This window comes from Streptomyces sp. NPDC059398 (assembly GCF_042751845.1).
Lineage (GTDB): Bacteria > Actinomycetota > Actinomycetes > Streptomycetales > Streptomycetaceae > Streptomyces.
Genome location: NZ_JBHYWP010000149.1, coordinates 1 through 13031, shown reverse-complemented (window position 1 = coordinate 13031; position 13031 = coordinate 1). Strand labels below are relative to the sequence as shown.

14 protein-coding genes are annotated in these 13031 nt (G+C 70.8%); 8 read left to right on the top strand and 6 right to left on the bottom strand.

All coding sequences use genetic code 11. The features are described 5' to 3' along the window. Nucleotides 1-38: 38 nt before the first annotated feature. Nucleotides 39-248, bottom strand: a complete 210-nt coding sequence (locus ACFXBC_RS33365; protein ID WP_385033263.1) for a hypothetical protein — start codon at nt 246-248, stop codon at nt 39-41. 290 nt (nt 249-538) lie between these two features. Between ACFXBC_RS33365 and ACFXBC_RS33360 the strand changes: the two genes are divergently transcribed. Together ACFXBC_RS33360 and ACFXBC_RS33355 are read left to right on the top strand one after the other, a co-directional pair. Beyond that, nucleotides 539-1411: a hypothetical protein gene (locus ACFXBC_RS33360; RefSeq protein ID WP_385033260.1), complete on the top strand. Its 873-nt coding sequence runs from the start codon at nt 539-541 to the stop codon at nt 1409-1411. 86 nt (nt 1412-1497) lie between these two features. Then, nucleotides 1498-2799, top strand: a complete 1302-nt coding sequence (locus ACFXBC_RS33355) for a PP2C family protein-serine/threonine phosphatase (RefSeq protein ID WP_385033257.1) — start codon at nt 1498-1500, stop codon at nt 2797-2799. Between the two features lie 15 nt (nt 2800-2814). Here ACFXBC_RS33355 and ACFXBC_RS33350 read toward each other — a convergent pair whose 3' ends face one another. Beyond that, entirely contained in the window at nt 2815-3504 is a 690-nt protein-coding gene (locus ACFXBC_RS33350) for a DedA family protein (RefSeq protein ID WP_385033254.1), read from the bottom strand. Nucleotides 3505-3937: 433 nt separating this feature from the next. Here ACFXBC_RS33350 and crcB point away from each other — a divergent pair, with 433 nt between their 5' ends. Continuing rightward, a complete protein-coding gene (crcB, locus tag ACFXBC_RS33345) occupies nt 3938-4312 on the top strand; it encodes a fluoride efflux transporter CrcB (protein ID WP_385033251.1) in 375 nt (124 codons plus the stop codon). Between the two features lie 73 nt (nt 4313-4385). On the opposite strand, the gene ACFXBC_RS33340 is transcribed toward crcB, so the two are convergent. The 3 genes from ACFXBC_RS33340 to ACFXBC_RS33330 all read right to left on the bottom strand — a co-directional run bounded on the left by ACFXBC_RS33340 (nt 4386) and on the right by ACFXBC_RS33330 (nt 6942). Then, entirely contained in the window at nt 4386-5033 is a 648-nt protein-coding gene (locus ACFXBC_RS33340; protein ID WP_385033248.1) for a phosphatase PAP2 family protein, read from the bottom strand. 227 nt (nt 5034-5260) lie between these two features. Then, nucleotides 5261-5989, bottom strand: a complete 729-nt coding sequence (gene pepE, locus ACFXBC_RS33335) for a dipeptidase PepE (protein WP_385033245.1) — start codon at nt 5987-5989, stop codon at nt 5261-5263. A 140-nt stretch (nt 5990-6129) separates the two neighbouring features. Further along, a complete protein-coding gene (locus ACFXBC_RS33330; RefSeq protein WP_385033242.1) occupies nt 6130-6942 on the bottom strand; it encodes an IclR family transcriptional regulator in 813 nt (270 codons plus the stop codon). A 129-nt stretch (nt 6943-7071) separates the two neighbouring features. Here ACFXBC_RS33330 and ACFXBC_RS33325 point away from each other — a divergent pair, with 129 nt between their 5' ends. Genes ACFXBC_RS33325 through ACFXBC_RS33315 form a run of 3 tightly spaced genes read left to right on the top strand, consistent with a single transcriptional unit; the run spans nt 7072 to nt 10736 of the window. Beyond that, nucleotides 7072-8025, top strand: a complete 954-nt coding sequence (locus ACFXBC_RS33325; protein ID WP_385033239.1) for a DUF1177 domain-containing protein — start codon at nt 7072-7074, stop codon at nt 8023-8025. Continuing rightward, nucleotides 8026-9402 (top strand): cytosine permease, encoded by a 1377-nt coding sequence (locus ACFXBC_RS33320; protein WP_385033237.1) that lies wholly within the window; start codon nt 8026-8028, stop codon nt 9400-9402. Beyond that, nucleotides 9399-10736: a M20/M25/M40 family metallo-hydrolase gene (locus tag ACFXBC_RS33315; RefSeq protein ID WP_385033234.1), complete on the top strand. Its 1338-nt coding sequence runs from the start codon at nt 9399-9401 to the stop codon at nt 10734-10736. The genes ACFXBC_RS33320 and ACFXBC_RS33315 overlap by 4 nt, the downstream gene beginning before the upstream one ends. Nucleotides 10737-10883: 147 nt before the next feature. Here the strand turns inward: ACFXBC_RS33315 and ACFXBC_RS33310 are convergent, their stop codons facing one another. Continuing rightward, entirely contained in the window at nt 10884-11345 is a 462-nt protein-coding gene (locus ACFXBC_RS33310; protein ID WP_385033231.1) for a MarR family winged helix-turn-helix transcriptional regulator, read from the bottom strand. A gap of 192 nt (nt 11346-11537) precedes the next feature. Here ACFXBC_RS33310 and ACFXBC_RS33305 point away from each other — a divergent pair, with 192 nt between their 5' ends. Further along, on the top strand, nt 11538-11729 hold the full coding sequence (locus tag ACFXBC_RS33305; RefSeq protein WP_385033228.1) for a ferredoxin: 192 nt from the start codon (nt 11538-11540) through the stop codon (nt 11727-11729). A 57-nt stretch (nt 11730-11786) separates the two neighbouring features. Beyond that, the gene (locus ACFXBC_RS33300) at nt 11787-13001 is read left to right on the top strand and encodes a cytochrome P450 (RefSeq protein WP_385033225.1); all 1215 of its coding nucleotides are present in this window, start codon (nt 11787-11789) and stop codon (nt 12999-13001) included. Nucleotides 13002-13031 lie beyond the last annotated feature (30 nt).

Here is a 13031-nt window from a genome sequence, read left to right as displayed (position 1 = left end):
GGTCGCCGGGCCCCCGGCGAAGAGGGCCCGGTCTCCGCTCAGCTGCCCGAGGTCGCCCGCCCGGACAGCATGCGTGTCTCCGGAGCCCGGTGCGGGCGCAGATCCCTGAGGACGGACTCGACTTCGACGAGAAGGGATTCGTAGGAGATCAGCCGCCGCCATTCGGGGTCCGGGGCCCCCGGTACGGTGGCGCCGCGTGCCGCCCACTGGGCGGCCAGCTCGGCGTACAGCGGTGTCTTCGCCTCCATTCGGCCGAAGGTGTGAACGCCCGCATGCCGTCCCGGTGACCGGGGAGGGCTCTGGGGCGCCATCGGCTGCGGCGTGGGAGCCTGCAGGGCCGGTGCGGGGGAGGGGATGAATACCGCAGAACCCCTGGCTGTGGTGGTGGCGGACGCGCGTGCGTTCATGTCGGGGGTAACGACCGCCGCCCGCCCGGGTAACTCCGCATCCGGCGGAACGATAAACTGGGATTTCACCTTTTGCAGTGTGATCCACTGTGAAGTCGTTTCAAAACGGGCAATACGGCGTTGGTGCGGGCATGGATCCAAGGGAGCTGTGGGAGCGCCATGCCGTGCTGGCACAGGCGTTCTGCGCGAATGACGAAGAGGTGCGCCGTGCTCAGGGAGCACTGGACGAAGGGCATGCGGTCCGTACACGGACGCTGGCCGCGTTCGCGGTGACGCTCGGGAGCGACAGCACCGTCGCGGGGCTGCTGGGGCTCCCGGAGCGCGAAGTACGCCTCGCCCGGCGCACCGTGGGCAAGGACGACGCGCGGGCTGTGGCCCAGGCACTCCTGACGGAGCACACGGCCGAGCACCCCGAGCCGCCTCCCATGGAGTGCGTGGACAGCGGCCAGCTCCAGCAGGAACCGGAGTCCGCCCAGTCGTTCCGCGCCACCATCCCGGCGCCGCGCCCCGCGCAGGCCCCCGGTGGCGCGCCCCTTCCCGACGAGCCGGTCCAGGAGCCGACTGCTTCGCCGGCCGTGGACGCCGTACTCGTCGGCGCCTGGAGCACCGGGGTCGATCTCTCCGTACTGGCGACCGAGCTCGGCCTCGACCTGGCCCACCTGGTCGCCCGCGCGCACTATCTGGAGACCCAGGGCCTTCTCACCTACGCCGCTCCTCCGCCCGACCGGTCCGGGCGCCACCGCCGCTCCGGGGCCGATGCGGCTTCCGCCACGCCGTCCCAGCAGTGGTACTACCCCGCCGCGCACCAGCAGGTCCACCAGCAGAACCCCTGGGACCACCAGCAGAACCCCTGGGACCACCAGCAGAACCCCTGGGACCAGCAGCCCCCGCTCGGCGATTTCACCACCGGCCCGATGCATGACTGGGACGGCATCCTCAACCAGTGGGACACGACCTCCGGTCCGACCATCAACTCGACGATGTCCTGGCAGGGGCGCATGTGAACGACCCGCACCCCGCTCCTTCCCGCGGCCCGGTCACACCGCCGTCCCGGGTGGGTGGCACCGGCCGTCTGGTGCAGACTGGCGGTGTGGCCACAGACGACGCGGAGGACCGGCTCGCGTCGGTCAGGCAGGAGCTGGAGCGGGCGACCGCCCGGTTGCGACTGCTCGCCGACGCCAGCACTGCCCTGTCGAGCGTTCTCGACGCGGAAGAGGCGCTCAACCGGCTGGCCCGGCTGATCGTTCCTCAGGTGGCGGACGCGTGCGTGGTGGATCTCGTCGTGGACGGCGGGGTGCGCCGGCTCACCGCCGTGCACCGCGACCCGGCGCGTGAGCTGCCCCCGGCACCGGAGAGTCTGCCCTGGTCCGAGGAGTTCGCCGCACCGCTGGCCCGGGTGCTGCGCGGCGCCGGACCGGTGACGGTGACCGGCTTCGACGCGCAGGCGGGGGCCGGGACACTGCACCGCGCGCAGCTGGAACTCTACCGCGCCCTGGACGCCAGAACGGTGCTGATCGTGCCGCTCCAGGTACGCAGAGAGGTGCTCGGGGCGCTCAGCCTCGTCCGCACCCTCTCCGCCGAGCCCTTCGGGGAGCAGGAGATCTCCCTCGCGGCCGATCTGGGCCACCGGGCCGGACTCGCCGTCGAGAACGCCCGGCTCTACGGGATCCAGCTGCGCACGGCTGAGCAGTTGCAGCTCTCGCTCCTGCCCGACCTGTCGGGAATCGAGCACCTGGACCTGGCGGCACGGTATGTGCCTGCCCGGGAGGGGGCCGAAGTCGGCGGTGACTGGTTCGACGCGTTCCGGCTCAGCGACGGCTCCACCGTCCTGGCCATCGGCGACGTCGTCGGACACGATCTCAGCGCGGCCGTCGGCATGGGGCAGCTGCGCAACATGCTGCGGTCGCTGGCGTACGACAGCGGGGACTCGCCCGCCGGTGTGATGCGGCGGCTGGACGGAGTGATGCAGGGGCTGAGCACCACCGAACTGGTCACCGGGGTCATCGCGCGCGTCTACACGCCGCCCACCGGCCCGTGGTTCATGCACTGGACCAACGCGGGGCATCCGCCCCCGGTACTGACGAGCCCGGCCGACGGCAGCAGGCTGCTGGAGGAGGGGCTGGCACCGGTGCTCGGAGTGGATCCGGCCATCGAGCGGGAGGACGCGCTGACCGTACTGGAGCCGGGCTCCACCCTGCTGCTGTACACGGACGGGCTCATCGAACGCCCCGGCGAGGACATCGGCAGGGGATTCACCAGACTGCGCCAGCACATGGCGAACCTCGCGGACGAGCCCCTCCAGACCTTCTGCGACGAACTGCTGGCGCGCCTCACCGACGGGCACTTCGACGACATCGCGGTACTGGCGCTGCGCGTTCCCCCGGCGCCGTAGCCGCGGTACGGGGGCTCAGTCGCCGTGGCGCCCGGCGCCGTCGCCGCCGGCGCCGTCCTCCGCCGGATCGGACGGGCTGTCGTCGCCGTCGTCCTGGCCCTGGCCGCCGGCGCGGCGCCGCCGGACGATCCTGACCACCAGTACGACGACGACCAGGGCCACGAAGACCAGGGCGGCGCCCCGGCCGACGAAGTGCTCGATGCTGCTGTAGGCGTTGCCCGCCGCGTACCCGATCAGGGTGAAGCCGATGCCCCAGACGAGGCCGCCCAGCGCGTTGAAGAGCAGGAAGGTGCGGTACGGCATGCCCGAGGCGCCCGCGAGCGCGGGCATGACCGCACGGAAGAACGCCACGAACCTGCCGAGGAACACCGCCACCGGCCCTCTGCGGCGGATCAGGTCGCGGGCGGACTCGATGCTGCCGCGGTGGCGGCGCAGCGCGCGCGCCCCGAGCAGCCGGGGCCCGAACCTGCGGCCGATCTCGTATCCGACGGAGTCCCCGGCGACGGCCGCCACCACCACGATCAGGGCGAGCCAGTAGACGGACACCCGGTGCTGGGCGGCGAGCACACCGCCGATCACGGCCGCGCTCTCGCCCGGGATGACGAAGCCGAAGAACAGTGCGTCCTCGCAGAAGACCAGAGCGGCGACGACGGCGTAGACCGCTGCCCCCGACAGCCCGGACAGCCAGTCGGTGATCGTGCCCACCGGGTCTCCTCCCTCTCGTCGTGCTCGTCGGCGTCGCGGTTCCCGCTCTGTGCGCCCGTGCCCCCGGGCGACCGGGGCGCAGGTGTCCGAGGCTGTCAGCCGGCGCGCGGTTCCGCACCAGGGAGCCTCTCCTGCGGGCGGTCGGCGCCTGCGGCGGGCTCCATGGCCCACGGTATGATCCGGGCAGAGTGAGCAGGCCGGTGGCCTCTCACGCGGCGGTGGGGCCCGCCGTACCCGAACCGCGGCGATGGTGCCGCCAACGGTCCCTGCTTGCGCTGGCGCGCGCCCCGGTGCGCGCTGTGACCGCCGAGTAGGAGAACCACGTGGCAGACGCCCCCATTCCGCTGGTGGACGACCCCGTCAGCTCCGGCCCCGACGCGGGCCCCTTCATCCCCGCGCAGAGCGCCGGCCGCGACCGCTGCGAGGAGGAACGTTGAACTGGCTGCTCATGATCGTCGGGGCCGCGGTCGGCGCCCCGCTCCGCTATCTGACCGACCGCAGGGTCCAGTCGTCGCACGACACCGTCTTCCCCTGGGGGACGTTCGCCGTCAATGTCTCCGCCTGTCTGATCCTGGGGCTCGTCACCGGCGCGGTCTCCGCAGGGGCGGCTTCGTCGCAGGTCCAGCTGCTGGTCGGCACGGGGCTCTGCGGCGCCCTGTCGACGTACTCGACGTTCTCCTACGAGACGCTGCGCCTGGCCCAGGACGGGGCCCGCTTCTTCGCCGCTGTCAATGTCACGGCGAGTGTGGTGGCAGGACTGGGCGCGGCCTTCGTGGGTGCCTCGCTGGCCCAGGCGTTCTGGGGCTGAGACCGCGGACGTACGGGCCGTTGACATGCGGAGGCCGCCGCCCCTGTACGTGGGCGGCGGCCTCCGGGCGCTGTCAGCCGGCCGTGTGGGCCCCCGCCGGTCCCGAGGTCAGTACAGGGGCCAGCACCCCGGTGCGCAGCCGTGCGACCAGAGGGGTGGCCAGGCGGCGCAGGGCCAGGCTGGTCAGGAATGCGACGGGCAGGGCGAGGAGAGCCGAGCCGAGTACGTCGTGGGGGTAGTGCGCGCCGACGTATACCCGTGTGAAGCCCTCGAAGAGGGCGAAGACCGCGGCGATCGCGCACAGCTTCCGGTTCAGCAGATAGAGGGCCGCGACGGTCGCGGCGGCCGTCGTGGTGTGGCCGCTGGGAAAGGCGTAGTCGGACGGGACCGGACAGGTCTCGACGATGAACGCGTGCGGCATCGAGCGGCAGGGCCGCACCTCCGACACGAGCTTCTTGACCACCTCGGCCACGGCGAAGGCGACCACCACGCTCACCGGCACGGCCAGCGCGAGAGCCATCGACGCGCTGTCACGGCGCCGCGCCTGCCACCACCCGACGATCATGAGAACCGCGAACACGCCCAGGCCGATGTCGGTCCACGACTCCAGCGGGGCGTTCAGCCACCGGGTGTCCCGTGCGAAGTCCGTGACGGTGGTGAACAGCGAACCGTCGATGTGTGAGCCGTTGAAGGCCAGCGGCACCGGGGAAACAGCAGTCATCAGGGCGGAACTCTCAGGCTCGGTCGGGGCTGCCGTGCTCCGCGGGAGACGTGCGGCATCCATGGTCTGGGTCCATCTACAGGACTGTAGACGGACTCTAGACGGCGCCCCGGGGGGAGCCAAATCACGGAGAGGGGATGGTTGCCGGGCGGACCGGTGGCCGGCGCAGCGCACGTGGTGAGCGGCTGTGCGCCGGCCACCGTCCGCCTCTCACCGTGCGGTGTCCCTCACACCGCGGGGGAGTCGAACCGCGGCTCGGTGCCGAGCAGGCCGGATACGTCGGAGTCCACCGGCAGCTCCCGGGCCGACGCGCCCCGGGTGAAAAGGACACCGGGCCGCTCCCCGGCAAGCGTGGCCACCGGTCCGTCCACGCGCAGCCAGCTGCCCTCGCGCAGCCCCAGCACGGGCACGTCGTTCTCCTCCAGGAACTCGGCCAGGCGCTCGGCGCGCGTCTCGCCCTTGTGGGTGCTGCCCGGGTCCGGGTCGAGGTAGTGCGGGTTGATCTGGAAGGGCACCAGGCCGAGCGTGTCGAAGGACGGCGGCTGCACGATGGGCATGTCGTTGGACGTACGGAGGGTGGGGGCGGCCATATTGGTGCCCGCGCTGGCGCCCATGTAGGGGAGCCCGCCGCGCACGGCATCGCGTACGGCCTCGCGCAGCCCCGTACGGTACAGGGCGCTCAGCAGCCGGAAGGAGTTCCCGCCACCGATGAACACGGCGTCCGCTGCGGCCAGTTCGGCCAGCGGGTCGCCGTTCTCGTGGACACCGCGCACGGAGATCCCGGCCGGCTCCAGCGCGCCGCGCACGCGTGCGGTGTACGTGTCGTGGTCCGCCAGGGCGTACGGCACGAAGGCGAGCCTGGCGCCCTGCGGCAGGAAGCCGGTGACGGTGTCCAGGGCGTGTTCCAGGTAACCCCGCCCGTACTGGGTGGAGTTGGACAGCAACAGCAGATTCACGGTGGCGCTCTTTCGGTGAAGGGGCTTTGTCACGGGGGAGGTTCGGTTCTTGATTCGGGTTCTTGGGTTCGGTTCTGGCGGCTGGTGGAAGTGGGCCGGTGGTCGTGGTCGTGGTCGTGCGGACGGAAGGGCCCGGAGGGTCAGGCGCGTGGGCGGCGGGTGCGCTGGGGCGGGTGGGTGAGCCGCTTCTCCAGGAGCTGAGCGGCCTGCCGGAGGCTGTCGAGCCGGGGCTCGGGGCCGTCGGAGAAGCGCTCATGGGAGCCGCCGAGGCTGAGGCTGCCGTACGGCTCACGGCCGAGGAACACCGGGACCGCGAGCGTGGCGATCCCGGTGTCGTACTCGCCGACCGTCCACGCGTATCCCTGGGAGCGGATGCGCAGGAACTCCTGCTCAAGCAGATCGGCGTCGGTGACCGTACGGTCGGTGAAGCGGGCCATCGGGCGGGCGCGGAAGAGCCGGTGGCGCTGGTCGTCGGGGAGGAACGCGTAGTACGACTTGCTGGTGGCGCCGGCGTGCGCCGGATACAACTCGCCGACCAGCGGGTAGTACCGCAGCGGTCCCGCCTCGCCCTCCTCGGCCGCCACACAGCGCATGTGGAAGCTGTCCGGCAGGCAGAAGAGCACGGTGTCGCCGGTGGCGCGGCAGAGCTCTTCCAGCACCGGCCCCGCCAGCAGTTCGAGGGAGCCCGAGCGCTCCCACTGCCGGCCCAGCCGCAGTACGGCGGGGCCGATCCGGTAGCGCCTGGTGGCCGGGTCGGAGACCAGGAAGCCGCGGCCCGCGAGCGTCGACAGCAGGCGCTGGGCCACGGAAGTGTCCCAGCCGAACTCGGCGGCCACCTCGGTGACCCCCCAGTCGGGCCGGGTGCGCTCGAAGGCCAGCAGGACCAGCAGCGCCCGGTCGACGGTCTGCAGCGCGCCCGCGGGCTTGCGACGGTCCAGATCGATCTCGGCCATCGTCATCTCACCATCCAGACCTTAATTGCAAATAAAGGGAAACAGTTGCGTTCAACGCTATCGGATCCCGAATCTGCTGTCAGCACCACCGGAACTCAGTGGGTGCTGACGCAGCGAGAAAGGCCCCTCATGTTGAAGTACGTCCTGGACATCGTGGATCTGCTGGACGATCCCGCGGCCGACGGCAAGCGTGCCGTCGAGTACCTCGACGCGGTGGCGGGCCCCGAGGGGTCGGGGGCCGAGGTCACCTCGGTCACCGGTGAGCGCGGATCCACCGACTTCGTACGGGTCCGTATCCCGGGCAGCAGCGGCCGCTCGTCGGGCGGCACGGCCCGCACCCTCGGTGTGGTCGGCCGGCTCGGCGGTGTGGGCGCCAGGCCCGAGGTGACCGGGCTCGTCTCGGACGCCGACGGGGCGGCCGCCGCCCTGGCCACGGCCGCCAAACTGCTCGACATGCGCCGCCGGGGCGACATCCTGCCCGGCGATGTGATCGTCGCCACCCACATCTGCCCGAACGCGCCCACCGAACCGCACGACCCGGTGCCGTTCATGGGCTCGCCGGTGGACATCGCCACCATGAACCGCCACGAGGTGACGGACGAGATGGAGGCGGTGCTCTCCATCGACACCACCAAGGGCAACCGCATCATCAACCACAAGGGCCTCGCCCTGTCGCCCACCGTCAAGGAGGGCTGGGTGCTGCGGGTGAGCGAGCAGCTCGGCGAGCTGCTCGCCGTCGTGACGGGTGAGCCGTTGGTCACGTACCCCGTGACGACTCAGGACATCACTCCGTACGGTAATGGGGCACACCACATCAATTCGATCCTCCAGCCGGCCACGGCGACCGCCGCTCCGGTCGTCGGTCTCGCGATCACGTCGGCCGCGGCGGTGCCCGGGTGCCAGACGGGCGCGAGCCACGAGACGGACATCGCGTCCGCCGCCCGCTTCGCCGTCGAGACCGCCAAGGTCTACGCCGGCGGACAACTCGACTTCCACGACGCCGTGGAGTTCGACAACCTCGTCAACCGCTATGGGTCGCTTTCGCATCTGCAGACCCTCGGCCGTCAGCCCAGGGAGTCATGAATGGCAACTTCACCATCGGCTGACGCAGCCACCAAGGGCGTCGGCAGCGACGACTACGCGCTCTCCCGTGTCCCGCGGGACAAGCGCTTCGGATTCGGGACCATGCTGCTCCAGTGGCTGGCCCAGTCCGGCTCCATCTCGCAGTTCACGCTCGGCGCCACCATCGGCGTCGGGATGTCCTTCGGCCAGGCGTTCCTCGCCTTCACGCTGGGCGCGGTGACCCTGGAGATCGTGATCTTCGCCATCGGCCTGGCCGGTATGCGCGAAGGGCTGGCGACGCCGCTGCTCACCCGCTGGGTCGGTTTCGGCCGCAATGGCTCGGCGCTGGTCAGCTTCGTCATCGCGGTCAGCCTGGTGGGCTGGTTCGGCGTCCAGAACACGATCTTCGGCGACAGCGTCTCGTCGCTGGTCGGCGGCCCCTCCTGGATGTGGTGCGTGATCGCCGGGCTGGCCGTCACGGCCCTGGTGATCTTCGGCTTCAAGTACATGGCCGTCTTCGCCAAGATCGTCACCCCGCTGTTCTTCGCCCTGGTCGCCTGGTCGGTCATCTCCACCCTGACCAAGCACTCCTTCATGGACCTGGTCCACTCGCCGGCGCCGTCCCAGCACATCTCGCTGGCGGTGGCCGCCACCGCGATCGCGGGCGGTTTCATGACGGGCGCCATCGTCGCGCCGGAGATGACCCGCTTCAACAGGAGGGGCTCGCACGTCTTCCTGCAGAGCGCTTCCTCGATGATCCTCTCCGAGTACATTGTCGGTATGACGGGTGTGCTCCTCGGCCACCTCGTCAAGAGCAACCAGGTCTCGCACATCGTCCTGAGCACCTCGGGCGCCATCGGCGTGATCGTGGTGCTGATGTCCACGGCCAAGGTCAACGACTGGAACCTGTACGGCTCCTCGCTCGGCGTCGTCAACTTCTTCCAGGTGGTCTTCGGCAAGCGGCTGCACCGCGGCGCGGTCACCATCGTGCTGGGGCTCGCGGGCACCCTCCTGTCGGCGGTCGGCATCATGACCCACTTCACGGACTTCCTGTCCCTGCTGGGCGTCGCCATCCCGCCGATCGGCGGGATCATCGTGGCCGAGTACTGGATCGTCCGCCGGATGCGCAAGCCGCTGGACGAGACCCGCGACGCCGAGACCCTGCCGGCCACCTCGCCCACCTGGGTTCCGATGTCCCTGGTCATCTGGATCGCGGCCTTCTGCGTCGGCAAGTTCTACGACGGCGGCATCCCCGCGCTCAACTCACTGATCACCGCATTCGTGCTGTACGCGGCGCTGGGCCTGCTGGGCTGGATCAAGCCGTACGGCACATCGACGCTGGAGGCCTCCCCGGACCTCCCCGTCGCCGACAACAACACCCCCGTGGGAGCGGCATGAACACCCCTGACACCGAAACCACAGCAGCCGGAACGGTTCCCGCGTCCGAAGAGGCGCAGCGCGAGGTGGTCGACCTCTGCGCCGAGCTGATCCGCTTCGACACCTCCAACCCGATCAGCAACGAGCGCGCCTGCGCCGACTGGGTCGTGGCCCGGCTGGCCGAGGTCGGTATCGAGTCCGAGCTGATCGAGAGCGCGCCGGGGCGGGCCAGTGTCATCGCCCGTATCGAGGGCGCCGACCGCGAGCGCGGCGCCCTGATGGTCCACGGCCATCTCGACGTCGTACCGGCGGACGCGTCCGAGTGGCAGGTGCCGCCGTTCTCCGGAGAGATCCGCGACGGCTACCTCTGGGGCCGCGGCGCGATCGACATGAAGGACACGGTGGCCGTCATGCTGGCCACCGCCCGGGACTTCGCCCGGACCGGCACCCGCCCGTCCAGGGACCTGGTCCTGGCCTTCCTCGCGGACGAGGAGGCGGGCGGCAAGTTCGGCGGCCACTGGCTCGTCGAGCACCGGCCCGAGCTGTTCGCAGGGGTCACCGAGGCGATCGGCGAGGGCGGCGGATTCTCCTTCGCCATCGACGACACGCGCAGGCTGTACCCGATCGAGAACGCCCAGCGCGGTATGGCGTGGATGGAGCTGACCGCCACCGGCCGGGCCGGCCACGGCTCGTCGCCCAACGACGAGAACGCCGTCACCGACCTCGCCGAGTCGCTCAGCCGTATCGGCCGCCAGACCTTCCCCATCCGTCTCATCGAGCCGGTGCGGGCGCTGCTCGCCGAGGCCGCCCGGCTCTACGGGGTCGAGTTCGACGAGGACGATATCGAGGGCACCCTCGACCGGCTCGGCCCGGTCAAGGACTTCATCCAGGTGGTGCTCCGCAACTCCGCCAACCCCACCATGTTCCAGGCCGGCTACCAGACGAACGTCATCCCCGGCCGGGCCACCGCCCGGGTCGACGGCCGCTTCCTGCCCGGTCATGAGCAGGAGCTGATCGACACCATCGACGCCCTGCTGCTGCCCTCGGTCAGCCGGGAGTGGGTCAACCACGACCTCGCGATGGAGACCACGTTCGACGGACCGCTCGTGGACGCGATGTGCGACGCGGTGCGCGCCGAGGACCCGGACGGCCACCCGGTGCCGTACTGCAATCCGGGCGGTACGGACGCCAAGGCCTTCACCCACCTGGGCATCCGGTGCTTCGGCTTCAAGGGCCTCAAGCTCCCGCACGACCTGAACTACGGGCGGCTCTTCCACGGAGTGGACGAGCGGGTGCCGCTCGAAGGACTGCGGTTCGGTGTACGGGTGATGACCCGGCTCTGGCAGAGCGCCTGACCGCACCGCCACGGGACCCGCACCGGTCCGTATACGCGTACGCCCTCGACGTCATGGACGCCGGGGGCGTACTGCTCGTGTCCAGCCGTGTGTGCCCTGTCCGGCTGCGCCTGTCCCGCCGTGCTGTCCGGTTGGGCGGGGCCGGGCTCAGGGGTTGCGGTAGGCCTCGACGACGCGGTTGATCACGGCGGCCGCAGTGACCAGCTCGTGCGGGTCGAATCCGTCCAGCGCGTCGTCGAGCCAGCGCCGGCCCGCCTCCTCCGCGCGCTCCACGACCTCGCGGCCCTCCTGGGTGACGGCGATCCGGCGGGCCCGGTGGTCGCCCGGGTCCTGGACCGTGCGGACCAGGCCGCGCTCCTCCAGGCCGCGGATCTCCCGGGTCACATGGGGCGCCTGCACCAGCAGGGCCTGCGCGATCTCGCCCATCCGCAGCGGTGACCTCGCCGCCTTGAGGGTGCGCAGCAGGGCGAGGGAGGCACGGTCGACTGTGACCTCCGCCTGGAGGCGCAGCCGCATGTGGGCACGGTTGCCGGCCATCGTGTAGGCGAGGTCGGCGAGCGATCTGTAGAGGTCTTGGGCGGCTGAGTCGTCGGGTTCGGGATGGTCCACGCCACGATGATCGCGCATGCCGTCCTCTCCGGCTTCCCCTCCGGCTCCGCTCCGGAAGTGGCCAGAAAGATGCCCTATGCACGGACTGGGGCTTCCCCGGGAGGCGAGCGGGGTATTACCGTCCACGGGAAGTTACTTTTGTTAAGTAACGCGCTCATCCCCTCATGCTCACGCCAATGCTGGAGGAACGACGTGCAGATCACCGTGGACACCGACAAATGCTGTGCTGCGGGCCAGTGCGTGCTCGCCGCCCCCGACGTGTTCGACCAGCGGGACGAGGACGGGATCGTCGTCGTACTGAACAGCAGCCCGCCCGCCGCGCAGCACGCCGCTGTGGAGGAGGCCGCACAGATCTGTCCGGCCGCCGCCATCACCCTGTCCTGACGGACGGCCCGGTTCCGCAAGCCCCTCACCCCCCGCACCCACCGTGGAAGGACGACGATGACCGAGGTCCCCACCGCACCCCCCGCGTACTCCACCCGCCGTGCCGCCGGATGCCCCTTCGACCCGCCGCCGCAGATGTCCGGACTGCTCAGCTCCGAGCCGATCTCCCGGGTCACGCTCTGGAACGGCGCCACGGCCTGGTACGTGACCCGGCATGCCGACCAGGTGGCGCTGCTGCGCGACGAACGCATCAGCGCCGACAACCGGCGGCCCTCCTATCCGAGCTTCAGCGCGGGCAGTGAGGCCACCCGGGCCCACAACCGCACCTTCATCACGATGGACGAACCGGAGCACAACGAGCAGCGCAAGCGCTTCACCGGCGACTTCACGATCAAGAGGACCCAGGCCCTGCGGGAGCGCATAGAGCGCATCATCGGCGACCTGCTGGACGGGATGGAGAAGGCCGGACCCCCCGCCGACCTGGTCACCTCCTTCGCGCTGCCGCTGCCCTCGCTGGTCATCTGCGAGCTGCTCGGTGTCCCGTACGAGGACCACGGGTTCTTCCAGCGGGCGAGCGCCGTCATCATCGACACCCGCAGCAGCGCGCAGGAAGCCCTGGACGCCTCGCAGGAACTGGTCGACTACCTGGGCGGCCTGGTGGAGAAGAAGGCCAAGGACCCGGGTGACGACCTGCTCAGCCGGCTCGCGGCGGACTATCTGGTGACCGGGATCAGCACCCGCGACGAATGCGCCAAACAGGCAAGGCTGCTGCTGGTCGCCGGGCACGAGACCACGGCCAACATGATCGCCCTCGGTACCTGCGCGCTGCTCCAGAACCCCGAGCAGCTGGCGGCGGTCCGCGACGGCACCCCCGAGCGGGTGGCGGGCGCCGTCGAGGAACTCCTGCGGTATCTGACCATCACCCACCTGGGGCGGCGCCGGGTCGCCACCGCGGACATCGAGGTCGGCGGTCAGCTCATCAGGGCCGGCGACGCGGTGATCTGCGCCACCGACGTTGCCAACCGCGACCCGGAGGTCTTCACGGATCCGGACCGGCTCGACGTCGACCGGCAGGCGCGCAGGCACCTCGCGTTCGGCTCGGGCCCCCACCAGTGCCTCGGCCAGAACCTCGCCCGGATCGAGCTGCAGCTCGCCTACCCCGCGCTGCTGCGCCGTCTGCCGGGCCTGCGCCTCGACTGCCCGCTCGACGAGGTCCCCTTCCGTACCGACATGGCCGTCTACGGCGTCCACGAACTCCCCGTCACCTGGTGACACCACCGGCGGCGCGGGAGGTCCGGGCTG